The sequence below is a fragment of the Pedobacter aquatilis genome, from assembly GCF_032678425.1.
In the GTDB taxonomy this organism is placed as follows: Bacteria; Bacteroidota; Bacteroidia; order Sphingobacteriales; family Sphingobacteriaceae; genus Pedobacter; species Pedobacter aquatilis_B.
This window is the reverse complement of sequence record NZ_JAVTSG010000001.1, coordinates 1,108,115-1,134,061: the sequence shown is the minus strand read 5'-3', so window position 1 is coordinate 1,134,061 and position 25,947 is coordinate 1,108,115. Positions and strand designations below refer to the sequence as shown.

Here is a 25,947-nt window from a genome sequence, read left to right as displayed (position 1 = left end):
CAGTTTATGAAAAAAAAACTACTATTAACTTTTATTGGTACGTTTTTGTTGCTGGCTCATGCTTTTGCACAAATAACAGTTACTGGTAAGGTTACGTCTGCCGACGGACCAATACCTGGTGTTTCCATTAAAATAAAAGGTGGCACCTTGGTAACACAAACCAATGGAGACGGAAACTATTCAATTAGAGCCTCCAAAACCGACGTTTTAATATTTACTTATGTTGGGTATGCAACTACCGAAAGAACAGTCGGCACAAATACGACTATCAACGTTTCGATGCAAACCGATTCAAAAGGCTTGGATGAAGTTGTAATCACGGCACTAGGTAACACGGTTAAAAAACGCGAATTAGGTACTTCGCAGCAAACGGTAAGTGGCGCAGCAATTGCTGAAACGCAACGTGAAAACTTTATTAATGCTTTACAAGGGCGAGTTGCTGGTGTCGAAGTTACTAGCTCATCAGGTGTGCCGGGTGCATCCTCATCAATCACGATACGTGGTGTGAGTTCTATCAGTGGAAGTAATCAGCCTTTAATGATTGTGGATGGTTTACCAATTGATAATAAGACCTTAAACACTTCGGCGTTTGTATCAGATGCAAGTTCAAATACAGCATTTAGCAACAGAGGAGTTGATTTCACAAACCGTTCTGCAGATATTAACCCTGAAGACATAGAAAGCTTAGTGGTTTTGAAGGGGCCAGAAGCTGCTGCTTTATATGGTATTGATGCAGCTAATGGTGCTATCGTTATCACAACAAAAAGAGCAAAAGCAGGTGCAGGTGCTATTAATTACAGTAACAGTTTTAGAGTTGAAACAACTAGAAAATATCCAGAAATACAAAAACAGTATGGTTTAGGTGGGGGTGGTGTACCTAATTCCGTATCAACTCTAAATAATATTTATCAATATTTTGGTCCTGAGTATGCTGCAGGAACTCAATTTTTTGATAATGTTAAAGACTTTTTTCAAACGGGTTTTACTCAAAGACATAATTTAGCTTTTGAGGGTGGCACAGAAAAGGTTAATTACCGTATTTCAACATCCTATACAGATCAAGAAGGTGTTGTTCCTAATTCTGCATATCAAAGAATTAACTTAACTGGAGCTTCGCAAGGTATTATAAATAGCTGGCTGAAAACTGACTTATCGATGAACTATAGTTATTCAGTAAACGATCAGCCATTAAAAGGAAGCATTGGTCCTTTATTAGGTTTATTGGTTTGGCCGCAAACCGATGATGCAACAAATTATTTAACTCCTGCAGGTACAAGAAAGTTATTAGCATTTGGTTCTGCAGGAAATGCTGAGATTGATAATCCTTATTTCAATATAAATAAGAATATTATTAACTCAAAAACGAATAGAATCCTTTCAAATTTAGGATTAACGATTACACCTTTCAGTTGGGTAAACATTAAAACTAATATCGGTGTAGATTCTTACACGAACCAAAATTTAATTGTTCGTCATCCGGAGAGTGCTTCAGCATTTAGCAGAGGTGGAACTATTGATATTGCTAATGATGTTACGAGAAATATCAACTTACAAAACTTAATAAATTTTGATAAGCAAAAACTTACTGATGCGATCTCATTTGATGCAACAATTGGTAACTCATTGCAAAATTTAAAATCAAATGTGGATGCTGGTTATGGAGAAAATTTCCTTGATCCAAATTTTAACTCACTAAATAATGTTGCAACTAAGTTAAATAGAACATCAATCAGTCAACGCCGTTTGGTGAGTTTCTTTGCAAGAGCTACTTTCGATTATAAAAACTATTTGTTCTTAACAGGAACAATTAGAAATGACCGTACCTCAACTATCCCGATTGATCGTTACTCATTTTGGTATCCTTCAGTACAGGGAAGTTTTGTCTTTACAGATGTTCCTGCCTTTAAGGGTCTAAAAAATATCTTCTACTATGGTAAATTAAGAGCGGCATATGCAAATGTTGGTAAAGATGCAAGACCATACGCCTACGTGCCAACATTAGAAAATAAAACTACAGCTGGTGGTGGTTATGGATATGGTTTTACGGGACCAAATCCTGGATTAAAGCCTGAATTTGCTAAATCTTACGAATTCGGAGCAGAACTTGGATTTTTAAATAATCGTTTAGGTTTGGATGTAACAGTTTACCGTAAGGAAACGACAGATCAAATTGTAAATGATATTAGAAGTAGTTATGCAACAGGATTTATTTTATTAAACTTAAATGGTGGTTCAACACGAAATCAAGGTATTGAGATTACTTTGCGTGGAACGCCAGTAAAATCGAAAGATTTTAACTGGGATGTTTTGGCCAATTTTGAATCTGCAAAGGGTAGGGTTTTATCATTACCTAATGATTTGCCAGAATCTTATGTGTCTGATACATGGTTATATGCAAACGTTCGTAATGGAAATACACCTGGTTTTTCAACACGCTCATTAACTGGTTTATTCTATCTTCGAAATAAGGACGGGCAACTATTAATTAACCCAACAACTGGAATTCCGGTACGCTCTACAACTTTTATTGAAGGTGGTTACGATAGACAACCTGATTTCTCTATCGGTTTAACAAACACTTTTACTTACAAAAACATGTCACTTTCTTTCTTATTAGATATTAGAAAAGGTGGTGATGTTCTAAATGCTACCCAGCATTTTCTAACCACACTTGGTTTAAGTACAAATACACTAGATAGAATGACACCAAGAATTATCCCTGGTGTTTTACAAGATGGAAGAGAAAATACTGCTACGCCTACTGCTAACAATATTTCTTTCGTGCCATATTATCAAAATGGTTTTTACTCAACCGTAAGTGAAGAATTATTCATCGAAAAAGACATCAATTGGATAAGACTCCGTGATGTAACATTTAATTACAGATTGCCACAAACCTTACTCCGTAAGCAAAAATTTGTTAAAAGTGCCAGTGTTTTCGTTACGGGTACCGATTTATTCTTACTTACAAATTATACAGGTTTAGATCCAGTAGTTAATGGTAATACTGCTGCGGTTGGCGGTTCTGGAGCAGCAGGTATCGATTATGGAAACTTCCCAATGCCAATTGGTTTAAACTTTGGAATTAAGATCGGATTATAATAGAAAAGATTATGAAAAAAATATATTTAATACTACTAACCGGACTTTTATTCACTGTTAGTAGTTGTAAAAAATATCTGGATGTAAATACTAATCCAAATGCCCCTCAAACGGTTACGGCTAACTTATATTTATCGCCAATGTTACATTGGATGGTTACTGCGCCACAATACGATGGAAGATTTATCGGTAGATATACACAAAACTGGACCTCAACAACTGCTGGTACAACTTGGGACTTACAAGGGTATGATCCTGCATCAGATAACGGAGCTCAATTATGGAGAGATGTTTATTGGAGTTTTGGCCAAAACTTAGTGGATATGAACACCAAGGCTGAGGCTGAGCAGCGCTGGGATTTATTAGGTGTTGGACAGATTCTAAAAGCCTGGGGATGGCAAACATTAACTGATATTCATGGAGAAATCATTGTTAAGCAAGCTATCGATCCGACAAAATATGTGTTTGATTACGACAGTCAAGAGTATGCTTATCAAGAAGTTCAACGCCTGTTAACATCAGCTATTGCAAATTTGCAAAGAACTGATGGTGCTGTTGATGCTGCATTTTTAGGTAAAACTGATTTGATTTACAAAGGTGATCGCAACAAATGGCTAAAATTAGCTTATGGTATGCTGGCACTTAATTTAAATCACTACAGTAATAAGGCTTCTTACAAACCAGATGATGTAATTGCGGCAGTTGATAAATCATTTACAAGTAGTGCTGATGATGCTTTGATGGCTTATCCCGGTATTACAGGTAATGATGATAGGAATTTCCTAGGTCCAACTAGAGGTAATATGCAAACCTACAGACAAACACCTTTCATTGTGAATTTGATGAACGGAACGCAATTTACAGGTGTAAACGATCCTCGTATGAGCAGAATGTTAGCACCATCACCAGATGGCGTATATAGAGGAATTGTTACAGCAGCCGGAACGGGAGCATTTACTGCATCACAACTTCCTAATAATTTTTGGAATATTGCCTCAGTATCTGCACCAGCGGCAAATACACAAGGCAGATACATTTTTTCTGATAAATGTAAGCTACCAATAATGACTTATTCTCAGTTACAATTTATTAAAGCCGAAGCTGCCTTTAAAAAGGGTGATAAAGCAACCGCTTTAACTGCATACACTAACGGTATTTCAACACACATTGATTTTGTTAATGCTAGAAATATTGAAGATAATCAAACACCTACTCAAATTACAAGTGCTGAGAAAACAGCTTACTTAAGCTCACCTTTAATTGTTCCAACTTCCTCGGCTAGTTTAACATTAACACAAATTATGTGTCAGAAATATATTGCGCAATGGGGTTGGGGGCATTTAGAAACTTGGATGGACATGAGAAGATATCATTATACTGATGCTGATCCTGAAACTGGCAAGCAAATTTATTTAGGATATGTATTTCCAGTAACGCTTTATTCTGAAAATGCAGGTAAACCAGCGTACAGAATTAGACCTCGTTACAACTCAGAATATGTTTGGAACCGTACTGCATTAGGAGTTATTGGTGGGTTAGCCACTGATTATCATACCAAGCCAACTTGGATTATTCAACCTTAAATCGTTCATTATGAAAATTAAATATATTGGCTTACTGACAGTTGCACTTGCTTCAGTTTTTAGCTTGTCTTGTAAAAAAGATAATTCAATTCAAGTGATAGATTTGCCTTTAGATGCAGCCAACAATGCAAGAATAAAATATTTCAATTTTGCAGCAGGTGCCCCTTCTGTTAATTTTTATGCAAACGGTGTAAAGGTTTCAGGTATTCTAAGTGCTACTGGTGCAGAAAACGCAGCTGGTACTGCTTACGGAGGTGTATATCCAGCATCTAATTACAGTGCTATAACTGGTGGTACATATAAAATTAATGGAATTGTTTCTTCAACTGCAACGACAAATCCAAATGTATCTATATCAGAAGTTAGCCCGTCATTAACTAACGGTAAATACTATTCTTTTTATACTAGTGGAGTTTACAATAGCACTACTAAAACTGCTGAATCTTTTGTGTTAGAGGATATATTACCTAATGCAACGGCCCTAAATACTGTTTCTTATGTTCGTTTTGTTAATGCAATTCCGAATGGTACATCGGGAATGAATCTGGTTATAAAAAACTCAGTAACAGCTGTAGAAACTGTCGTAGCGACAAATATTGGCTATAAAACCGGTTCTTCATTTGTACCCGTTCCGATAGGTAGTTATGAATTGTATGTTAGATATCCATCATCAGCAACAAATATCATTTCAAGAAATGGTACAACTAATGGAGTTGTTGCTTTTTTAGGCGGAAGAACTTACACAGTTGGTGCTAGAGGCGATATGACTGTTACTTCGGCAACAGCAGCTAACAGGCCACTGCTTGATAATACGGCTAATCAATAATAAATTGAATAATTTTTAAAGGTCTCGGTTTAATCGAGACCTTTTTTTGTTAAAGCGAATTTCAAATGTTGTATCTTGTTGTGTCATGAAGTTTGTTAGGATTTATTTGGCATTACTTTTTATTCATATTCAAACAAATGCCGCAATATTTACGGTTTACAATAATGCAAATGCCGGAATAGGTTCATTGCGTCAAGCGATTTTAGATGCGAATGCAAATGGTTCAGCCGTTCCAGACAATATTTTTTTTAATCTCCCCACTTTTAATATTGATGATGTTACAATCAGTTTGACTGAAGAACTTCCAGCATTAACTTCAAATATCACAATCGATGCTACAACTCAGTCATCAGCATTTTTTGGTAGCCAAAACATTAAGGTGAAATTGGTTAGAGCTTCTAGCCCTTTTTACCATGGATTAGTTATAGATGGCATTGAGAATATAAATATTTACGGTTTATATTTTAGTAACTTTCTTTCTGAAATTGGTGTGCCTGCGGATGATCGTAAAGCGGGAATATTTTTGAAAAATTCTAAAAACGTAATTGTTGGAGCACCTAATAAACAGAATTGTTTCGGTGGAAATTACACCTCAGTTATATCTCCAACTACTCCGAATAACTTAGAGAATATCATTATCTCCGCCAATATTATAGGTTTAGACCCATCTGGAACTATTGCGGCAGGGAATGTTGTAGGGATTGATTTAAGTTATTTACAAAATTCAACAATTGGAGGTGCTGATGATAGATTTGGGAATGTTGTTAGCGCTAATTCTAATGCAATTTCATTAGGAGGGATGAGGGGTAATGTTAATGTCTCATTCAATACAATTGGCTTTGATATAACAAAAACCAAAAGCTTCCCCTCGGAACTATCAACTGGGATTTTTATGAATGGACGGGATGTTAGTTTGAAAGTTAATGATAATTATATCGTTGCTCAACAAAAAGGTATTGTGCTTGATAATATAAATAGTGGTTATAAAATTCAACACAATTACATCGGTACGAATTCGCTCAATCAAAATTTTGGCAATATTAAATATGGAATAGAACTTTATAATTGTGGGGCTGGTGTAATTGGTGGAGTTTCGTTATCAGAGCAAAACATTATTGCATACAACGAACAAGCAATTCAGGTCGATTTTTCCTATCCCGTTTCGATATTAAAGAATAGCATTTTTTGTAATCGGAAATCTGCAATTGAATTTAAAGATCTTCCAAGTGGGAAAGTGATCACTCAATCCAAAATAGATTTAATAACAGCCAACTCTGCATCAGGTATTTATTTGCCTAATTCGATTATAGAACTATTTTATGATGATGAATGTGCTGATTGCCAGGGTAAAACTTGGATAGCAACACTGGCAACAGACAACAATGGTGCTTGGAGGTATTCTGGATTAATATCAGGCGGCATAACTAGTACTGGGACAAATACTGAAGGTGCAACTTCTACATTTTCTAAACCTATAATTAATGATGCTTCTAAAAACATAAAAGATGTTTTTTGCGGAGCTAACAACGGTAGTATATTAAACGTAAACGTTAGTGATGCTAGTGTATTCAATTGGTACAACTCATCAAATGAATTTGTTAGCAATGAACGAGATTTAAAAAATGCTTCTGCAGGTACATATCAACTAAAAGCTAGTCAGCCTGGTGGCTGTGAAGTAGTGTCTGTAAGTTACACAATTAAAAATCTGGCAGTATCATACAAAGTAAAATCAAGTAAAATTAATCCGGCAAGTTGCAATAATAAAAATGGAAGTATTGAGATTCTGAGCTTCGAAACTGAATCACCAACTGAGTATATTTGGACAGATAAAAATGGAAATGTTGTTGGTAATACACAAATACTTTCAAATATTTCTGCAGGAGATTACACGCTAATGGCATCAAATAATAACGGTTGCACAAACGTTGCAGGAACTTTTAATGTTGGTATATCCACCTCACCAATAATTGACCTTTCTAAAATGGAACAATTTATTAGTTGCGATGGTAAAACAATAAGTGCATCAGGTTTAAAAATTATTGGGAATACTGAGCCATATTCTTACAGTTGGGTAAATCCCGAGGGAATTAGTGTCTTGCAAGAATTAAACATTGAAAATGTAAAGCCTGATAAATACACTTTGATAGTCACTGATAAATTTGGCTGTGTCGTTAACTCAGAAAGTATTGATTTTACACGGCTTGAAAATAAACTATTACAAATTCCGAATTCAATAACACCAAATGGAGATGGAATAAATGATACTTGGAAAATTTCCGGAGCTGCAAATTATCCGAATGCTGATTTCTCTGTTTTTAACCGAAGCGGTGAACGGGTTTTCAATTCAAAAGGATATATTAAAGAATTTGATGGCACCAATAATGGTAAGTCATTAGCAATTGGTATTTATTATTATTTAATTGATTTAAAAACCGAATGTGGTAAACTAAGTGGCAGTTTAACAATAATTAAATAAAAAAAGCGGCCATTGGCCGCTTTTTTTATTTGCTCTGTAATTTCTAATTACAAAATTTTGAAACCTAAACTCAATTGAAATAAGTTAGGGTTTTGTTTGTATTTTTCACTTTTACTGATGTTCGTTAAACCAGCTTCGTAACGTAAATCAACAGAAATTGCACCAACATCTACACCTGCACCCGCTTGTAAACCAAAAGCTTGGTTTTTGTAATTGTTAAAATCAGTTGCTTGTTGGTAAGCTGAGCTAAAGGTTGAGCTATCATCAAGAATTAATGATAAAACCGGGCCAGCCATTAATCTAAAATTTAAGTTTTTAGCGCCAAACTTTGTACCCAATAATACCGGGATATCTAAAGTGGTAAATTTAACCTTACCTTCTGCTGCAACTTCAGTATTGTTATTGTTTGTAAAACTGATAAATTTATTTCCTTTGCTGCCAATGTAAGCCTCTGGTTGTACATAAAAACTTGCACCACCAATTCTGGCCCAGGCTCCAACTTGGTAACCTAGACGGTTTTCATCGCTTGCAAAATCAGCATTCATTTTTGCAAGGTTAACACCCGCCTTTAAACCTAAATTGAATGTTTGGGCCTGTGCTGTTGCCCAACCAATGGTTAGGAAAACAATAGAGAAGATTAGTTTTTTCATTTTAATTGTGTTTAATTTTTTCGATATTTTGGGTTTTTTGAACTATAACGCACTTTTAACACAATTATCATGCGAGAAATTTTCAGGCAATAAAAAATTTTACATTTTATGTGCGAAAACAATTAGACTACGCCTAAATATTTTTTACTTTTGCATCAAACGAAATAGAAATGGCAAATTTTCAACTTACAAAAGATAACGCAGAGAAAGTAAAAATTAAGTTCTTTAGAAAGTATCGCGATCTTGTTAATGCGCCTTTAGATTTTACCCCGGGTAATGAAGATAAGTTGGTGCAGGATATTATGCAGCTGGTTAAACGCGATCGCACTTATGTAGAATTTACCATTCAAAAAGCACTTGCTGATACTAAAGGCAACAGACTTTAATTCATATCCATAAAAACGACATTTCAATAACGATTAAATTACGCTTTCGCCTTTTAAGCTGTTTTTAATCTTTATCCCTTTTTGTACATTTACAATGTATAAATCAATAATCTTTTAGGTAGTTGACAATTCGCACTACCCATAAAGTTTCAATCATAAGGGGATGAAAAAAATCAAATACTTAATCATTGCTGCCGTATCTGGTATCGCAATTTTATCCTTTTCTTTTAAAGAAGATTTGTTTCTGGTATCTAAAAACCTGGATATTTTTGCCTCTTTATATAAGGAAATTAACATCAACTATGTTGATGAAACCAATGCGCCAGGCTTAATGAAAACAGGTATCGATGCGATGTTAGAAAGCCTCGACCCTTATACAGAATATGTTCCCGAATCTGAAATAGAAGATTACAAACTTAAGTACGTAAGCACACAATACGGTGGTATTGGTGCGGGTACTTTATTCATTGATGGAAAGCTTTTTGTAAATGAAGTAAGCGAAGGTTATCCTGCAAACAAACAAGATATTAGGGCTGGAGACCAGGTTATTAAAATCAATAGTATCGAAACCAAAGGCAAAGATAGGGCGCAAATTAGTCAGTTGCTCCGTGGACCAAAGGGTACAGCGGTAGATTTAGTTTTGCTTCGCGATGGTAAGGAAATCTCTAAAAAACTTGTTCGGGAGGAGATAAAACAACCAAACGTTACTTATGCAGGCATGGTTGGCGATGGAATAGGTTATATCAAATTGGATAAATTCTTAGAAAATTCCGGACAGGAAGTTAAAGATGCCTTGGTTAATATCAACAAGGAAAACCCGAGGGGTATTGTACTCGATTTGCGTAATAACGGAGGCGGTATTTTACAGGAAGCGGTTAAAATTGTAAATCTTTTCGTTAATAAAGATTTATTGGTGGTTACGCAAAAAGGAAAGAATGCAGAGAAAACCATCAACTATAAAACCATGAATATGCCAATTTCGCCAAATGTTGCATTGGTTGTTTTAGTGAATAATAATTCTGCATCAGCTTCTGAAATCGTTGCAGGTTCGTTACAAGACTTAGACAGAGCCATTGTAATTGGTCAGCGTAGTTATGGCAAAGGTTTGGTTCAGCAAACCTTTAACTTGCCCTATAATAGTTTGGTTAAAGTTACGGTTGCTAAATATTATACACCATCTGGTAGATGCATCCAAAAACTAGATTACGCACATAGAAATGCAGATGGTTCTGTAGATAGATTTGCAGATTCTACAATTACCATGTACCAAACTAGAGGTGGTAGAAATGTATATAGTGGCAATGGCGTATATCCTGATATTGTTGTCGGTGCAGAGAAATTAAGTCCGATAACGATTACTATGTTAAATAAAAGCCTGTTTTTTAACTATGCCAATCATTTTAGAAGAGATAAGCCAAGCATTCAATCCGCTAAAAATTTTCAAATAAGTGATGCGGATTACACCGCTTTTTCTGCAAGCTTAGCCGAAAAAGATCTAAGTTACCAAAGTCGTACGGAAAGGTTATTAACCGAATTGCGTTACGAAGCTGATAAAGAAAATAAAACCGCCGAAGTAAAGGCAGATTTGGATAACCTGAAAAGCAAACTTACTTCCGCTAAGAAAACAGATTTAACCAACCACAAAGCAGAAATTAAAAGGGTTTTAGAAACACAGATTATCAGTCGCTATTTTTACGAAAAGGGCAGAATAGAACAGAGTTTCCAGTATGATAAAGAGTTAGCTGCGGCGAAATCTGTTTTCAATAACCAAACCCAGATGCTTGCCATTTTAAAGGGTGATGGAAACTACAAAGTAATTGGAAAACCGGTTAAAGAAACCGCCAGTATAGATTAAAATTTCTTTCAAGTCAATAAAATCTAGACCAATAACAATGAAAAAACTTTTATTGTCAGCAATTATTTTGCTCTGTGGATGCTGTTTATCTGCACAAGACTATGTTCCAACACAGGCAAATTTAGCACAGCGGAAATGGTTTGCAGATGCCCGTTTTGGCTTATTTATACATTGGGGGCCATTTAGCATTCCCGGTAGCGGCGAATGGGTAATGAACGATAGAAAGCTAACCGTTCACAACTATACCAATCTGAAAGATTTTTTTAACCCTGTTGATTTTGATGCAGCTGCTTATGTAAGCCTGGCAAAAAACGCAGGTATGAAATACATTACTTTAATTACCAGGCACCACGATGGTTTTAGTTTATGGGACACAAAATATTCCGACTTCAACATTATGAATACGCCTTACAAAAAGGATATTGTTAAAATGGTTGCGGATGAATGCCACAAACAAGGCATTAAACTTTATTTCTACTATTCTTTGCTGGATTGGCGCAGAGACGATTATCCTTACGAAACCGGAAGAACCGGACAGCATTCGGGTAGAAAGGCCAAAAGTGATTACTCAAGTTACCTCGCTTTTATGAAGAATCAGTTAACCGAACTGTTAACCAATTATGGTGAAATAGGAGGGATTTGGTTCGATGGGCATTGGGATCAAACGCAACCAGAAGGTGCAGCCGACAGGTCTTCACGATTGGATTGGAAGTACAATGAAATTTACGGCTTAATTCATAAACTCCAGCCCCAATGTATGATTGGGAATAACCACCATTTAACGCCCTTTGCCGGAGAGGATTTTCAAATGTTTGAGCGTGATTTACCCGGAGAAAACAGTTCGGGTTTAAGTTTTCAAAAAGCATCAGATAAGTTACCATTAGAAACCTGCGAAACCATTTCAAATTCATGGGGCTATAACTTAAGTGATACCACTTATAAAAGTAAGAAGCAACTTGTAAATATGCTGGTTAAAGCATCTAGTTTAGGCGCTAACTTACTACTGAACATCGGGCCAATGCCAAGCGGAAAAATACAGCCCGAATTTCAGGATAGGCTAAGTGCAATGGGCGATTGGCTAAAAATTTATGGCGAAAGCATTTATGGTACCAAAGCAGGCTTTGTTAAGCCGCAAGCTTGGGGTAGTGTTACACAAACCGACAGTAGGGTTTACATTCATGTTTTAGATGATAAAACCACTTCGGTTAAGCTTAGCCAATTTCCATTTAAGAAAATCAAAAAGGCCTATTTGCTTAAAGATAAATCACCAGTAAAATTCGTAAACCAAAAAGGTAATGTAGAAATCACCACTGGTTTTTCAAATCAGGAAATCGATAATGTAGTGGTTTTAGAAATTTCTAAATAAATATATATCTTAGGCAAGAAATCAATATAGGATAAAAATCGGTAAAACGTTTTAGTAACTGATTTTTAACCACCTAAATCATACCATAATGCAATTAAAAAAACTACACTTAATCCTCTTTATGCTTTTGGGCTTCAATACTTTTGCCCAACAAAAAAATAGCCTGACACAATTTGTAGATCCATTAATAGGCTCAGCCAAACACGGACACGTTTTTGTAGGTGCAAATGTGCCTTTCGGTGCAGTACAATTAGGGCCAAACAATATTATGGAAGGTTGGGATTGGTGCAGTGGCTACAATTATGTTAGTAATACAATTACAGGCTTTGCCCACACACATTTAAGCGGAACTGGTATTGGCGATTTAGGCGATGTTTCGATAATGCCGGCCACTGGCAAATTAATTGTAGATAAAGGAACAACTCCAGATGGTGATGGTTACCTTTCAAAGTTTTCGCATAATAATGAAGTTGCAAAAGCAGGTTATTACAGTGTTTTATTAGATAAGTATGCAATCAAGGCAGAATTAACCTCAACTGAACGTGTTGGCTTTCATAAATATTCATTTGAGAAAAACGCACAAAATCCCCACATCATTATCGATTTAATTGAAGGCATCGGTTGGGATAAACCAGTTGAATCATCATTAAAGCAAGTTGATGAAACCACAATTGTTGGTCATAGAAATTCTAAGGGTTGGGCAAACGACCAGCGTTTATACTTTGTAATCAAGTTATCTCAACCCATTAAAAATTTAATTCTTTACGATAGTACTGCCGTTAAAAGTGGAAAGTCTTTAAAAGGCGTTAAGCTTAAGGCTGCGGTAGAATTTGCTTCATTAAATAATGATGAACTTCAAATTAAGGTTGCGCTATCTCCGGTGAGCATAGAAAATGCCATACTTAACTTAAAAACCGAATTACCAGGCTGGGATTTTGCATCAACCGTTAAGACTGCAGATGCTAAATGGAATAAGGAACTTTCAAAGGTTAAAATCGATGCATCTGACAATACAAAAACGATTTTTTATACGGCACTTTACCACACAATGGTTGCGCCTTCTTTGTACAACGATGTAAATAAAGATTACTTAGGTACAGATAAACAGGTTTACAAGAATGCTTCGTTTAACAACCTGACAACTTTTTCACTTTGGGATACTTACCGTGCTGCAAATCCATTGTTTACCATTATTCACCAGGATAAAATTAGCGATGTGGTCAATACAATGTTGGCTATTTACAAGCAGCAAGGCAAACTTCCGGTTTGGCATTTAATGGGAAGCGAAACGAATACCATGGTTGGCTATCATGCCGTTCCGGTTATTGTAGATGCATATCTTAAAGGTTATCGTGGTTTTGATGTAAACCTGGCTTATCAGGCAGTAAAACAATCTGCTTTGCAAAAAACTAACGGTATCGAATACATACAACAGTTAAAATTTATTCCGTCAGATAAGGTTGAAGAATCGGTTGCAAAAGCACTAGAATATGCTATCGACGATTATTGTATCGCCATGATGGCAAAAGCTTTAAACAAAACCGAAGATTATAAATACTTTTCAAAAAGAGCACAACTCTACAAAGAATACTTCGATAAAGATGTTCAATTTATGCGTGGCAAAACAGCCGATGGAAAGTGGCGCTCGCCTTTTAGTCCGGTTGCTGCAAAACACCGCGGTGATGATTATACCGAAGGAAATGCATGGCAGTACACTTGGTTGGTTCCGCAAGATGTAGAAGGTTTAATAAAACTTTTTGGCGGTGATAAACCATTTTTGAATAAGTTAGATTCGCTGTTTATTGTACCAGCTGGTTTAGATGCAGGCAGTTCTCCAGACATTTCTGGCTTAATTGGCAATTACGCACAAGGTAACGAGCCAGGCCACCACATTCCGTATTTATATGCTTACGCTGGTCAGCCCTGGAAAACAGCAGATTTAATCAGAAAAATTGACCGCGAATTTTATACGGCGAAGCCTGATGGTTTGTGTGGAAACGAAGATGTAGGCCAAATGAGCGCCTGGTACATTTTCACTTCGCTTGGCTTTTACCCGGTAAACCCTGCAAATGGAGCTTATGTTTTTGGTACACCACTGGTAAAAAACGCAAAAATCGAACTCGGAAACAATAAGGCATTTAACGTGAAAGTGGTTAATAATAGCGCTGTAAATAAATACATTCAAAAAATTGTATTAAACGGTAAGGCTTACACTAAATCTTTCCTGTTGCACAAAACCATTATGGCTGGCGGCAATATGGAAATCTTTATGGGTAGCAAACCATCGAAAACTTGGGGGGTAAAACCTGCCGATAGACCGGTTTCGGGTAAGTAATTTTTATTTTAGAAAATGACCGTCAAAGCTTTTGGCGGTCATCAGCCCTGCTATCACTGCAATCTTTTTGTCGCCTTTCGCTTCGCTCAGGCTAAAAACAAAAAGTATTTCCGTTCTATCAGGTTTATAATTAAAGTTTCTATTTCATCGGGTGAGAAGCTCAAAGAAATATAATATTAGAATAATGGGTTTTTGATGTATTTAAATTATAATGGGCATAAGTTTTTAATAAGCATGAACGTTTAACTAAGCCAAAGCACAAAATCTTCGTTTTCCTAATTTCCGGCCTAACAAATTTTTCGGTTAGCACAGTCAAATCCAATCCGCTGACTTAAATAGAAAAATTTTAAGCCGGCGGTTTTTGTTTCTTTTTGACGTCAAAAAGAAAGAAGCCTGTCTGGCTAAGACAAAATAAATAAATAATTATGAAGAAAATTTTTACAGGTCTTTTAATTCTGGTTGCTTTTACGCTAAAAGCACAACAACGTTATGAACTAAACTCAGGTTGGTTTTGCGCTAACGTAAAAGAAGTTAATGGAAATGGAACGCAAATTTCCAAAGAAAACTTCGTTACCTCAGGCTGGATGCCTGCAACAGTTCCAGGGACGGTACTGACCACATTGCTCAATAACAATAAAGTGCCCGATCCATTTTATGGAATGAATAACGAAAAAATTCCAGACATCTATAAAACAGGAAATGACCACTATACTTATTGGTTTGTTAAAGATTTCAACGAGAAAGCTTTAGGTAGCGAACAGGTTTGGCTTCAATTTCGTGGCATAAACTACAGAGCAGAGATTTACCTAAATGGCAAAAAAGTTAATGCACAGGTTTATGAAGGCATGCATCTTCGTCAGCAATTTAACATTACAAAACTACTGGCCGCCAATGGCAAAAATAGGTTGGCAGTAATCGTTTATCCACCAGATAACCCGGGCAATGCAAACGGCGGGCAAGGTGGCGATGGCACAATTGCCAAAGGTTTGACCACACAATATACGGCAGGCTGGGATTGGATTCAACCCATTCGCGACCGTAACACCGGTATTTGGGATAAAGTAACCATCGAGAAAACAAAGGCAATTAATATTTCTAATCCGCACGTAGTAACACTTGTTCCAGGTAAAAGATTAGCCGAAGGAAAACAACAGCCTGCTACTATCAAAGTAACCATCGAAGTCGAAAACCCAACAGAAAAAGCAATTAACGGAACGTTACAATATGTAATCGGAGGTAAAACAGTTTCAAAACAAGTGGTTATTGCAGCAAATAAAAAAAGTGAAGTTGCATTACCCGATTTAAAATTAGAGAATCCGAAACTTTGGTGGCCAAGTGGTTATGGAGCGCAAAACCTATACAATATGGAGGTTAAGTTTTTAGCTTCAGGTCAAGTTTTAGATCAGGAAAACCTTAATGTGGGCATTCGCCAGATTGATAACATTTGGAACGAGCATACCAAAAGTATGGGCGCTTATGTTAACGGACAAAAGATTTTTATCAAAGGTGGTAACTGGATAATCTCTGATGCAATGCTGCGGTTCAGCGATGCCAGATACGATGCAGAAGTTCGTTACCATAAAGATATGAACCTGAATCTTATTCGTATTTGGGGCGGCGCTTTAATCGAAAGACCAGAATTTTATAATGCCTGCGATAAATATGGATTATTGGTATTTCAGGATTTTTGGTTCAGCGGCGATTGTAATGGTCGCTGGGTAGACCCAATGAAAAAGGAAGACCAATGGACAAGAAGACAATACCCGGATAACCATAATCTGGTATTAACCGCAATGGAAGATCAAATCAAAATGGTGCGTAACCATGCATCACTTGCGTTTTGGTGCGGTGGAAATGAAATCACCCCTCCTGAAGATATTTTACAACCGCTTAAAAATGATATTCTACCTCGCTTGGATGGTACAAGAATTTTGTTTGATTTCTCGAATAGCGATGAAATGTCGTTTAATGCTTTAGGTGGAAACGGCGATGGTCCATATGGTATTCAGGATACGAAGAGTTTTTGGGCAAATCAAACTTTCCCTTATAACTCAGAAGTTGGTTCTGTTGGTGTAGGCGACTATGTTTCTTTAGAAAGGTTCATTCCGAAGGAAAATATGGTTGCGCCGCAATTTAAAAGCAAGCCCGATTCTGTTTGGGATTATCATAAATATATCGGTTATGATGAGCATATAAATCCTTATGGAAAAGCTAAAAATGCCGAAGATTTCGCAATGAAAGCGCAGTTGGTTAATTACAACCAATATCGTTCGCTTATGGAAGGTTTTTCAAATAAAATGTGGGATTGGTATACAGGTTCAATCATCTGGAAAACGCAAAATCCATGGACGGCACTTCGCGGCCAGATGTATGATTATTACCTCGATCCAAATGCCTGTTTATATGGTTTACGCAAGGGAAGCGAACCTTTACAAATTATGATGAATCCTATTGATAGCATGGTTACGGTTGTAAATAATGGCTTCAAAAACCTGGATAATTTAATGATTAAAGCCAGTGCTTTTGATATGGAAGGCAAAGAATATTTCTATTCGCAAGTGTTTAATAGCATCGGACCATCATCTGTTAGGCGCTTTTTTCCGATGAATACTTTCTTAGAAAAGCTTGAAAAGAAAGAGGGTGTTTTTGTATCTCTACAAATCTTAAATGCAGATAAAAAAGTATTGAGCGATAATTTTTATTGGCTACCAGGCAAAGATGGTGAATACGCTGGTTTGCAAAAAATGAAAACAACTCCGGTAAGCATCATCGCAACTCAAAGATCAAAAGGAAAAGTTGTGGTAACCTTGAGTAACGAAAAAGGAAATCCGGTAGCATTTTTTAACAGAGTAGCGTTAATCAATAGCGCAACAGGCAAAAGAGTTTTACCAGCGTTTTATTCTGATAATTACATCAGCATTTTACCGGGCGAAAGCAAAACGGTTACAGTAGAATATACTGGCAATGAAAAGAATGCGATTGAAGTTTACGGCTGGAATGTAGAAACGAAAAGAGTAGAAATTAGATAGGTTCAATTGTCTTTAGTTCAACTCGTCATTGCGAGGTACGAAGCAATCTTAAAGCGATAATTTATTTGCTTAGCGATAGTTGCAGGATTGCTTCGTGCCTCGCAATGACGGAAAAAGATTCAAAAACTAGCGGTTTCATTTTAGCATCTCATTATAGATAAAACAATAAAGGCGATGCATTTGCATCGCCTTTATTGTTTTATCAAAAGATTAAATTAACTCACACCGTGAAGTTTAACTTTCAATCCGTCCATATTATTATTAAGCTGTAACTGGCAGGCTAAACGAGAGTTTGGTAATAAATCTGGCAAGGTATCTAACATTGCATATTCATCATCCGTCATTTCATTAAGTTTTTCTTCGCCTTCCAAAACATCCACGCAGCAAGTTGCACATAATGCCATTCCGCCACAAGTCGCTAAAATGTCGTATTCAGATGCTTTTAAAAACTCCATCAAACTAAGCCCCATATCGGTTGGCGCCTCGTGAGGTGTTACAGAACCATCCGGTTCTTGCATATATATTGTAATGTTGTTCTCCATTTCTTCGCTGCTTACTTATATTATTGGCAAATATAAATAATTGCTTAAAATTCAGAAACTCCGTTTACAGTTGTATATTTCATAGTGTATTTAACACCCGGGTTCATGTAAGAATATGCGCTATGACTCATCAAAGCTGCCTCATGGAAACCACAAAGGATTAACTTTAGTTTATTTGTGTAAGTGTTGATGTCGCCAATTGCGTAAATACCAGGAATATTGGTCGAGTAATCATCAACATTTACTTCAATAGCACTTTTGCTAATGTTTAAGTTCCATTCTTCAATTGGGCCTAATTTCGGGCTTAAACCAAATAAAGGAATTAAATGATCGGCATCAACTACAGTTTTTTCCATTGTACGATTTTGTACAATTTCAACTTGCTCCAGTTTATCCGTACCGTGTACAGCTTGTAGATTGCTATTTAAAATCAAATTGATTTTTCCGCTTTCAGCCAATGCCATTACTTTTGCAACCGAATCTGGCGCTCCACGGAAACTCTCGCTTCTGTGTACCAAAGTTAATTCAGAACAAACCTCAGCTAAGTAAATTGTCCAGTCTAAAGCCGAATCGCCACCGCCTGCGATAACCATTTTCTGGTCGCGGTATTTCTCCGGATCAAGAATCATGTAATTTACACCCTTACCGTTTTCAAAGTTCTCAAGGTTCTCAACAGCAGGTTTACGAGGCTCAAAACAGCCTAAACCACCAGCAATAACCACAACTTTTGCTTCGATAACCGTTCCCATATTGGTGGTTAAAACGAAATCGGCTTCGCCGCGTTTTTCTAAACCTTCAATACGTTCGCCTAAAGTAAAAGTAGGATGGAAAGGTTTTGCCTGCTCCATCAAATTATCTATCAGTTCCTGCGCCAATACCGACGGGTAACCCGGAATATCGTAAATCGGCTTCTTTGGGTAAATTTCAGAAAGTTGACCGCCAACCTGTGGAAGGTAATCAATTAAATGACAACGCATTTTTAACAAACCGGCTTCGAAAATGGCAAATAAACCAACCGGACCAGCGCCAATTACGGCTATATCAGTAGAGATCATTCGAAAAAAATTTGACGCAAAGTTACAAAATAAACCATAATCTTTCTCCTTATTTAGAAATATTCCAGATAATTCTGTAAGCGAAACGTATTCAGTATTTTATATGTTTTGTGCGAATATAAAGCAAAACTTAATCGTATTTTAATATTTAAAACAAATTATAATTATTCTATGGAATTTGTAGAGTATAAGTGGTTTTGTGTCTATCCTAAATCATAACGCTAAATCTGCTGTAAGCTTTAGCCTTTCTGCTTTAGTCTTTTTGCTTACCTTTGGCATGCTCATGACAAAGAATATTTATTTCGCATCTGATTTTCATTTAGGCTCACCCAATTATGCCGAAAGCCGTAAACGCGAAGACCGCATTGTAGCCTGGTTAAACTTTATAGAACCAACCTGCAGCGAATTAATTCTAATGGGCGATATCTTCGATTTCTGGTTTGAATATGAAAAGGTAATTCCGAAGGGATTTATTCGCTTTCAAGGCAAACTTGCAGCAATGGCCGATGCTGGTATTAAAATCTATTTCTTTAAGGGCAACCACGATATGTGGGTAAGGAATTATTTTACAGAAGAAATCGGCATGGAAATTATCAGTGATGAAATGATAATCACCAGAAACAATAAAAAGTTTTACCTGCACCATGGCGATGGATTAGGGCCGGGCGATAAAAAGTATAAGTTTTTGCGAAAGATTTTTAGAAGCCCGCTTTGTCAATGGCTTTTTGCCCGCTTGCACCCAAATTTAGGTATTGGCATTGCTAACGCCTGGAGCGGAAGCAGTAAGAAACGTGCCGGTGGGGATGATGTCTTCTTCGGCGATAATTATGAATGGCTGGCCGTATATTCAAAGGAAATTTTGAAGAAAGAACATTTCGATTATTTCATTTACGGCCACAGGCATTTGCCAATGGATATTAATCTCGGGAACAGCAGCCGCTATGTAAATATAGGCGAGTGGCTAAAGTACGACTCTTATGGCGTTTTTGATGGGGTTAATTTGGAGTTAAAATATTTTAAAGAAGATTAATTAATTATTTTTTTGAAGCGCAAAACCTGTGTTGCTTCGTTTATGCTAGTCCCGCTCTCGCTTCAATCTTTTGGTGAAACTTACGAAGTCTATCAAGCATCTTCATTAGAGACTTCGTAAGTTTGAAGAACCAAAAGTATTTCCGCTAAATCGGGGCTATTGGTTTTGCTATTTGGTAGCACAAACCATAGTTAATAAACCTGATAGCGCCGCATAGCCCGGAGTGAGGAACGAAACGAGGACTATTGGCAATAGCAGGACTTCCTGCCGCCAAAACGATATGCCGATTATTTTCAAATAATTTTAAAACATCGTTTATTTTATCTGCTTAGCCCATTCGGCTTTTTTTACTTATTTTTGCATTTCTTTATAAATTGAAGAATAATATGTTAGATAAATTAGAGGCAATAAAGCTGCGTTGGGAAGATGTAGAGGAGCAATTGAGTAATCCGGATGTGATTCAGGATATGAAACGTTTTGCGGCTTTAAATAAAGAATATAAAGATTTAGGCAAGATTGTGGATGAGTATAAAATCTACAAGAATGTAATGAGCAATATTGAGGCGAATAAGGAAATTTTAGCGACTGAAAAAGATGCTGAAATGCGTGAAATGGCTAAAGAAGAGCTTGACTTATTGTTAGAGCAACAGGAATCGATGGAGAGCAACATTCGTTTAATGTTAATACCGAAAGACCCTGAAGATGCTAAAAATGCTGTATTTGAGATAAGAGGTGGTACTGGTGGTGATGAGGCTGCGCTTTTTGCAGGCGATTTATACAGAATGTACACCCGCTTTTTTGAAACCAAAGGTTGGAAAGTTGAAACAGTTGATGTGACTGAAGGAACTGCCGGCGGTTATAAGGAGGTTATTTTAAAAGTTAGCGGCGATGATGTTTATGGTCAGCTAAAGTATGAAAGTGGCGTACATCGTGTGCAACGTGTGCCTGATACCGAAACTCAGGGTAGGGTGCATACTTCGGCAGCTTCGGTTGCGGTTTTGCCAGAGGCTGAAGAAATTGATTTATACATTAACCCTGCGGATATTGAGTTGCAAACTTCGCGTTCGGGTGGTGCTGGTGGACAAAACGTAAATAAGGTTGAAACTAAAGTACAATTAACGCATAAACCTTCAGGCATTGTGGTTGTTTGTCAGCAAGAACGTTCGCAGTTAGGAAACAGAATTATTGCGATGGAAATGCTCCGTAGCAAACTTTACGATATTGAGGTGCAGAAGAAAAATGGTGATATTGCTGCAAAACGTAAAACAATGGTATCAACAGGAGACCGTTCTGCGAAGATTAGAACTTATAATTATCCGCAAGGTAGAGTTACCGAACATCGCATCGGATTGACGCTTTATAACCTTCCAACCATCATGGATGGTGCAATTCAAGAGGTGATTGATGCATTGCAGTTTGCAGAGAATGCAGAGAAGATGCAAGAAGGCGCTGTGAATTAAGGCGTTATAATTATTTTAAAAAAAAATTTGCAAGTATAGATTTTGTGCCTATATTTGCAACCTCGAAAGGGGAAAGAGGTTTAAACTTTTAAAAAGTAAACAAAAAGGAGTGGTAGTTCAGCTGGTTAGAATGCCTGCCTGTCACGCAGGAGGTCGCGGGTTCGAGTCCCGTCCATTCCGCTCTTAGCTTAACAAGAGCCTTAAAAAGCCTGCAAATCGTATGATTGCAGGCTTTTTTGTTTTCCGAGGGTGCCAAAATATGCACCTTTTCTGGATTCATCGGTGTAAAATTCGGTGAGTCACCCTCTTGGAAGACATTGACTCACCGAATCGCTTGTAATCATTTGATTATGAACTGGTTCTGTGGATGAACATCTTGCCTGATTTAGTTCGCAATGCTAATTTTGTTTAACTTTTAATCTCTAAAATGATGAGAAACAACGTTAGTACCCTGTTCTATTTAAAAAAACCAAAAAATTACAGCAGTGGCGAGATGCCAGTTTATCTGCGAATCACAGTCGAGGGCATCCGGAAAGACTTTACTTCGGGTAAATCCTGTGAACCCGCTAAGTGGGATGCCAAGGCTAACCGGATGATCGGCTACAAGGAGGAAATCAAAGCTTTCAACAATTATCTGTTTTCTATCGAGAAGAAGATAGACCGTATTCAAACCGATCTGGTATTAGAAGGTAAGGAGGTAAGTGCGGAAGCGATTAAGAATAAATTTTTCGGTGTTGAGGAAATCCAGCATAATTTGCTTATCGCTTTCCAAGACCACAATGATAGGATTGAAGCGCTGGTCGGGAAGGATTTTTCAAGGGCTACCCTAGTTAAGTACAATACCACCTTCAAGCATGTCAAAGCCTTTATAAAAAGAAAGTATAGGCTAAATGATGTGTTGGCGTCTAAGGTCGATTACGCATTTATAACCGATCTTGATTTCTTTTTGCGTACCGAGTGTCACTGCGCTAACAATACCGCCGTAAAACACCTAAAAAACCTCGCAAAGGTAATTCGTATCTGCCTTGCTAACCGTTGGATTAGACATGACCCTTTCCTAAGTCATAAAAATAAAATAAAAAGGGTTGAAAGAGCAGCTCTAGATATGGATGAGCTTCTGCTAATTTCTACTAGGGAATTTTCAATTGAACGCTTGCAGGTCGTAAGAGATGCCTTCGTTTTTTGCTGTTATACTGGATTAAGCTTTATTGATGTTCAGCAGCTGAAGAAATCGGAAATCAGTGAAGGTGTAGATGGCTGTGTATGGATAATGAAAAAACGACAGAAGACTAAAGTTGCAACCCACATACCGCTTTTGCCGATACCGCTCAAAATCATAGAGAAATACAAGGAGCATCCAATGGTTGAAGACAGAGACCGGGTATTACCAATTGCCAGCAATCAGAAAATGAATGCTTATCTAAAGGAAGTAGCCGATTTGTGCGGCATTAAAAAACACCTAACCTTTCATATTGCCAGGCATACTTTCGCGACTACGGTGACATTAAGTAAAGGTATTCCTATTGAAAGCGTGAGTAAAATGCTGGGACATACAGACATCCGGACAACCCAGATTTATGCGAAAATGATGGATGTTAAGGTTGCAAATGATATGTCAGCATTGAGGGATGTCTTTTCATAATCCATGGAGCGAGTAGGGCAAACTAACCAATATGATAAGATCATAAAGGAAAATCTGGAAGTTACCTTACCGATGATTATAGAGGAGGTGCTTGAGCTCAAAATTATAAGCAGTGAGGAATTGCCGGATGATTTGCAGCATACAAAGGAACGTAAACCCGATGCGTTGAAAAAGGTTACAGATAGTTCAGGTACTGTTTATGTCCTGCATCTGGAATTTCAGATAAAGAATGAAACGGATATGGTTTACAGGATGGCTGAATATAATGTGATGCTAATGCGGAAATATAAATTGCCGGTAAAGCAATTTGTCATTTACTTAAACTCGGTGATGCCCAAAATGCGGACAAGCTTCGATTATGAGTGCCATCGATACCAATACAATATTGTCAGAATTTCAGAAGTAAATTACCAACTTTTTCTAAAGTCAGATAATCCTCAAATCAAAATGCTTGGCTTATTGGCCGATATCGATCAGCAATCTAGCGGGGAAGTAATTCAACGCATTGTAAATGAAATCCATGCATCTGTGGATGAACAATTATTGAAAAACAAATATTTTAAGCAATTGCGTATATTTGTGCAACTGCGAAAACATTTAGAACCCCAATTTGAAAAAGCCATGCAATCAGTAAGTACATTTTTTAAAGAGAAGGACGACATCTTTTATCGAAAAGGAGAGGCAAGTGGTGTCGAGAAGGGTAAGAAAGAGGGAATTGAAATCGCGGTGGGAAATATCATTCAGCAGACTTCGTTTACAGATAAAAAAATTGCCGAAATCTTAAAGATTAATGAGGACTTTGTTTCCCGTGTGAGACTAAAGCTAAATCTTAAGTAAGTCCATTAATTAATTTTAAATAAATTAAGGCCAGCTTTCCAATAAAAAAGCTGGCTTTTGTATGTCTGGACGCTCAAGGTTATTGGAGCTTAAGCGACTTCATCGAGCGGCTTCAACCCACGGCTTTTAAGCCAGTGGTTCAGTTCTTCTGTGATTTGTTTGGCCTGCTCATGCAGGTAATGTTTACCTAGGTATGTTTGGAAGCCGTTCACGATTTTAGCATCCTGCATTTCCATTGCAGTTAAAATCACCATAGGCCAGCGTCGTATTGACTCCATGTAACCATAAATTTGAAAATATGGAGGGGCATAATGGACCGAATTGTCAATCAGGGATTTATAGAGCTCCGGTTTTAGGCTTCGTTTAAAGTCTCTGACCAAGTCGTATGCCTGTAATTCGCTATGGCCATATTTGCATAAATCTCCGATGGCGGGTAAGCCCTCGTCCCAAAAAAATGTATACAGGTAATCGATAAATCCTTCCTCAAGAATGTCACAAAGATCAGTGCTATAAGCATCATAGTCTTTTTTGAACGCTTCCAGTGAAAAAACCTGCTTGGATTCTGCGATAATATGATTAATCAGCTCCGTCTCCTTTTCGATGATATTTTTGATTGCCGGACCTTTCTCACCTACGCCTGGTATTTTGAGCCTGAATTTAGATTTGCCAAACAAGGTAAAATAATAGCTTTTGAAAAATATCGATTTTCGTTCATAGGTAACTTGGATATATAGTGGGTGCGTCGATACCCCATGGAAATCCACTTGCTTCAATCGATCGTTGAAATATATCTTGTGACTGATTTTTCTTTCTTTTTTTTCTGCCATTTTTTTTGACGCGCTTTGGGGGACTTGAATAAGGTTTTCTTTTATCAACTAATTTTATCCACGACAATCTGCAACAAATCGAATCATTTCAGATGCCAGCTAAAAAGATAATAATTTTCAAAGCTATAAAAATGTTTTGATAAATTTTAATTTGTCAAAACAAAAATATATTTTTGTTTATGGTTTGGTTGTGAATACCTTTTCTTTGCCTCTTTTAATTCCCTTCAGCCATACCAAAATAAAATATTTCCAATCATTTAACCTTTTTTATTTATGACCGCAGTTGAATTAATTACCAAAGATGATCTTGTAAATTTTAAAGCTGAATTATTAGCAGACCTAAAAGACCTGCTCAAGCCAGAGGATATGATTTCCAGAAAATGGCTTAAAGGTAATGAAGTAAGGAAGCTGCTTAATATTTCGCCCGGGACGCTCCAGAATCTTCGCATTAACAAAACGTTGCCGTTCACCAGAATCGGTTCTATTATCTTTTACAAACAACAAGATATCTACGCTTTATTGGAAGGAGGACGGAAGTGACTGATGAGCTGACGTATCCTTACCCGCCGTTAATTAAATTCCGGAATGCTTTGAAGAGTATTGGCCAGGATAAAACACTTTTGGTAACGCATGTAAGTTTGTTTACAGCGCTATTTATTTGCTGGCAGCGCAGTAATTATAGTAGTCCGTTTCGGGTGAGCAGGCAATTATTGATGGGCTATTCAAAAATTGCTTCGAAGGCGACGTACCATAAGTGTATGCGAGAGCTTTGCCTGAAGGGTTATATCCGTTATAATCCAAGTTACCATCCCAAGCTTGGAAGTGAAGTTTGGTGGATGGGATGATCAGGATTATCCAAGGGGGGCTTTTCTTGGGGGGCATTTTTGACTTCCAGCAGGTCGTCCATTTTCCTTCAAAATGGAGCGAGCGGAGGTTGGGCAGAGCC

19 protein-coding genes and 1 tRNA gene are annotated in these 25,947 nt (G+C 37.2%); 16 read left to right on the top strand and 4 right to left on the bottom strand.

All coding sequences use genetic code 11. The features are described from left to right. Positions 1–6 precede the first annotated feature (6 nt). The 4 genes from R2Q16_RS04775 (at position 7) to R2Q16_RS04760 (ending at position 7,987) form a co-directional block, all read left to right on the top strand. Entirely contained in the window at positions 7–3,102 is a 3,096-nt protein-coding gene (locus R2Q16_RS04775; RefSeq protein ID WP_316735477.1) for a SusC/RagA family TonB-linked outer membrane protein, read from the top strand. Positions 3,103–3,113: 11 nt separating this feature from the next. Further along, positions 3,114–4,685, top strand: a complete 1,572-nt coding sequence (locus tag R2Q16_RS04770; protein ID WP_316735476.1) for a RagB/SusD family nutrient uptake outer membrane protein — start codon at positions 3,114–3,116, stop codon at positions 4,683–4,685. Between the two features lie 10 nt (positions 4,686–4,695). Then, positions 4,696–5,511 (top strand): DUF4397 domain-containing protein, encoded by an 816-nt coding sequence (locus R2Q16_RS04765; protein WP_316735475.1) that lies wholly within the window; start codon positions 4,696–4,698, stop codon positions 5,509–5,511. A gap of 85 nt (positions 5,512–5,596) precedes the next feature. Then, the gene (locus tag R2Q16_RS04760; RefSeq protein WP_316735474.1) at positions 5,597–7,987 is read left to right on the top strand and encodes a gliding motility-associated C-terminal domain-containing protein; all 2,391 of its coding nucleotides are present in this window, start codon (positions 5,597–5,599) and stop codon (positions 7,985–7,987) included. Between the two features lie 47 nt (positions 7,988–8,034). On the opposite strand, the gene R2Q16_RS04755 is transcribed toward R2Q16_RS04760, so the two are convergent. Beyond that, positions 8,035–8,637, bottom strand: coding sequence for a porin family protein (locus R2Q16_RS04755; protein ID WP_316735473.1), 603 nt, complete (start codon positions 8,635–8,637; stop codon positions 8,035–8,037). A 170-nt stretch (positions 8,638–8,807) separates the two neighbouring features. Between R2Q16_RS04755 and R2Q16_RS04750 the strand changes: the two genes are divergently transcribed. From R2Q16_RS04750 to R2Q16_RS04730, 5 genes are all read left to right on the top strand, one after another. Then, positions 8,808–9,023: a hypothetical protein gene (locus tag R2Q16_RS04750; protein WP_290240432.1), complete on the top strand. Its 216-nt coding sequence runs from the start codon at positions 8,808–8,810 to the stop codon at positions 9,021–9,023. A 163-nt stretch (positions 9,024–9,186) separates the two neighbouring features. Further along, the gene (locus tag R2Q16_RS04745; RefSeq protein ID WP_316735472.1) at positions 9,187–10,878 is read left to right on the top strand and encodes a S41 family peptidase; all 1,692 of its coding nucleotides are present in this window, start codon (positions 9,187–9,189) and stop codon (positions 10,876–10,878) included. Positions 10,879–10,915: 37 nt separating this feature from the next. Beyond that, positions 10,916–12,244, top strand: coding sequence for an alpha-L-fucosidase (locus tag R2Q16_RS04740; protein WP_316735471.1), 1,329 nt, complete (start codon positions 10,916–10,918; stop codon positions 12,242–12,244). A gap of 88 nt (positions 12,245–12,332) precedes the next feature. Continuing rightward, positions 12,333–14,579 carry a GH92 family glycosyl hydrolase gene (locus tag R2Q16_RS04735; RefSeq protein WP_316735470.1) on the top strand — a complete coding sequence of 749 codons (2,247 nt, stop codon included), beginning with the start codon at positions 12,333–12,335 and terminating at the stop codon, positions 14,577–14,579. Between the two features lie 425 nt (positions 14,580–15,004). Beyond that, entirely contained in the window at positions 15,005–17,608 is a 2,604-nt protein-coding gene (locus R2Q16_RS04730; protein ID WP_316735469.1) for a glycoside hydrolase family 2 protein, read from the top strand. A gap of 215 nt (positions 17,609–17,823) precedes the next feature. On the opposite strand, the gene R2Q16_RS04725 is transcribed toward R2Q16_RS04730, so the two are convergent. Next, on the bottom strand, positions 17,824–18,150 hold the full coding sequence (locus R2Q16_RS04725; protein ID WP_029204033.1) for a 2Fe-2S iron-sulfur cluster-binding protein: 327 nt from the start codon (positions 18,148–18,150) through the stop codon (positions 17,824–17,826). 44 nt (positions 18,151–18,194) lie between these two features. After that, a complete protein-coding gene (locus tag R2Q16_RS04720) occupies positions 18,195–19,205 on the bottom strand; it encodes an NAD(P)/FAD-dependent oxidoreductase (RefSeq protein WP_316735468.1) in 1,011 nt (336 codons plus the stop codon). Between the two features lie 283 nt (positions 19,206–19,488). On the opposite strand from R2Q16_RS04720, the gene R2Q16_RS04715 reads away from it, so the two are divergent. The 5 genes from R2Q16_RS04715 (at position 19,489) to R2Q16_RS04695 (ending at position 24,174) form a co-directional block, all read left to right on the top strand. Next, positions 19,489–20,235, top strand: a complete 747-nt coding sequence (locus R2Q16_RS04715; protein ID WP_316735467.1) for a UDP-2,3-diacylglucosamine diphosphatase — start codon at positions 19,489–19,491, stop codon at positions 20,233–20,235. 386 nt (positions 20,236–20,621) lie between these two features. After that, entirely contained in the window at positions 20,622–21,695 is a 1,074-nt protein-coding gene (prfA, locus tag R2Q16_RS04710; protein ID WP_316735466.1) for a peptide chain release factor 1, read from the top strand. A 106-nt stretch (positions 21,696–21,801) separates the two neighbouring features. Then, positions 21,802–21,875, top strand: a tRNA-Asp gene (locus tag R2Q16_RS04705). A 247-nt stretch (positions 21,876–22,122) separates the two neighbouring features. Further along, positions 22,123–23,337, top strand: coding sequence for a site-specific integrase (locus R2Q16_RS04700; protein ID WP_316735465.1), 1,215 nt, complete (start codon positions 22,123–22,125; stop codon positions 23,335–23,337). Between the two features lie 3 nt (positions 23,338–23,340). Then, complete coding sequence (locus tag R2Q16_RS04695) at positions 23,341–24,174, top strand: hypothetical protein (protein ID WP_316735464.1); 834 nt, start codon at positions 23,341–23,343, stop codon at positions 24,172–24,174. An 89-nt stretch (positions 24,175–24,263) separates the two neighbouring features. Here the strand turns inward: R2Q16_RS04695 and R2Q16_RS04690 are convergent, their stop codons facing one another. Further along, positions 24,264–25,001 (bottom strand): hypothetical protein, encoded by a 738-nt coding sequence (locus R2Q16_RS04690; RefSeq protein WP_316735463.1) that lies wholly within the window; start codon positions 24,999–25,001, stop codon positions 24,264–24,266. A 273-nt stretch (positions 25,002–25,274) separates the two neighbouring features. Here R2Q16_RS04690 and R2Q16_RS04685 point away from each other — a divergent pair, with 273 nt between their 5' ends. Both R2Q16_RS04685 and R2Q16_RS04680 read left to right on the top strand, forming a co-directional pair. Further along, on the top strand, positions 25,275–25,541 hold the full coding sequence (locus tag R2Q16_RS04685; protein WP_316735462.1) for a helix-turn-helix domain-containing protein: 267 nt from the start codon (positions 25,275–25,277) through the stop codon (positions 25,539–25,541). Between the two features lie 50 nt (positions 25,542–25,591). Then, complete coding sequence (locus tag R2Q16_RS04680) at positions 25,592–25,846, top strand: hypothetical protein (RefSeq protein ID WP_316735461.1); 255 nt, start codon at positions 25,592–25,594, stop codon at positions 25,844–25,846. Positions 25,847–25,947 lie beyond the last annotated feature (101 nt).

Bases quoted from the DNA above. Each gene is read 5' to 3' on its own strand.
- R2Q16_RS04775 (WP_316735477.1), top strand. From the start codon at position 7: ATGAAAAAAAAACTACTATTAACTTTTATTGGTACGTTTTTGTTGCTG.
- R2Q16_RS04770 (WP_316735476.1), top strand. From the start codon at position 3,114: ATGAAAAAAATATATTTAATACTACTAACCGGACTTTTATTCACTGTT.
- R2Q16_RS04765 (WP_316735475.1), top strand. From the start codon at position 4,696: ATGAAAATTAAATATATTGGCTTACTGACAGTTGCACTTGCTTCAGTT.
- R2Q16_RS04760 (WP_316735474.1), top strand. From the start codon at position 5,597: ATGAAGTTTGTTAGGATTTATTTGGCATTACTTTTTATTCATATTCAA.
- R2Q16_RS04755 (WP_316735473.1), bottom strand. From the start codon at position 8,637: ATGAAAAAACTAATCTTCTCTATTGTTTTCCTAACCATTGGTTGGGCA.
- R2Q16_RS04750 (WP_290240432.1), top strand. From the start codon at position 8,808: ATGGCAAATTTTCAACTTACAAAAGATAACGCAGAGAAAGTAAAAATT.
- R2Q16_RS04745 (WP_316735472.1), top strand. From the start codon at position 9,187: ATGAAAAAAATCAAATACTTAATCATTGCTGCCGTATCTGGTATCGCA.
- R2Q16_RS04740 (WP_316735471.1), top strand. From the start codon at position 10,916: ATGAAAAAACTTTTATTGTCAGCAATTATTTTGCTCTGTGGATGCTGT.
- R2Q16_RS04735 (WP_316735470.1), top strand. From the start codon at position 12,333: ATGCAATTAAAAAAACTACACTTAATCCTCTTTATGCTTTTGGGCTTC.
- R2Q16_RS04730 (WP_316735469.1), top strand. From the start codon at position 15,005: ATGAAGAAAATTTTTACAGGTCTTTTAATTCTGGTTGCTTTTACGCTA.
- R2Q16_RS04725 (WP_029204033.1), bottom strand. From the start codon at position 18,150: ATGGAGAACAACATTACAATATATATGCAAGAACCGGATGGTTCTGTA.
- R2Q16_RS04720 (WP_316735468.1), bottom strand. From the start codon at position 19,205: ATGATCTCTACTGATATAGCCGTAATTGGCGCTGGTCCGGTTGGTTTA.
- R2Q16_RS04715 (WP_316735467.1), top strand. From the start codon at position 19,489: ATGACAAAGAATATTTATTTCGCATCTGATTTTCATTTAGGCTCACCC.
- prfA (WP_316735466.1), top strand. From the start codon at position 20,622: ATGTTAGATAAATTAGAGGCAATAAAGCTGCGTTGGGAAGATGTAGAG.
- R2Q16_RS04700 (WP_316735465.1), top strand. From the start codon at position 22,123: ATGATGAGAAACAACGTTAGTACCCTGTTCTATTTAAAAAAACCAAAA.
- R2Q16_RS04695 (WP_316735464.1), top strand. From the start codon at position 23,341: ATGGAGCGAGTAGGGCAAACTAACCAATATGATAAGATCATAAAGGAA.
- R2Q16_RS04690 (WP_316735463.1), bottom strand. From the start codon at position 25,001: ATGGCAGAAAAAAAAGAAAGAAAAATCAGTCACAAGATATATTTCAAC.
- R2Q16_RS04685 (WP_316735462.1), top strand. From the start codon at position 25,275: ATGACCGCAGTTGAATTAATTACCAAAGATGATCTTGTAAATTTTAAA.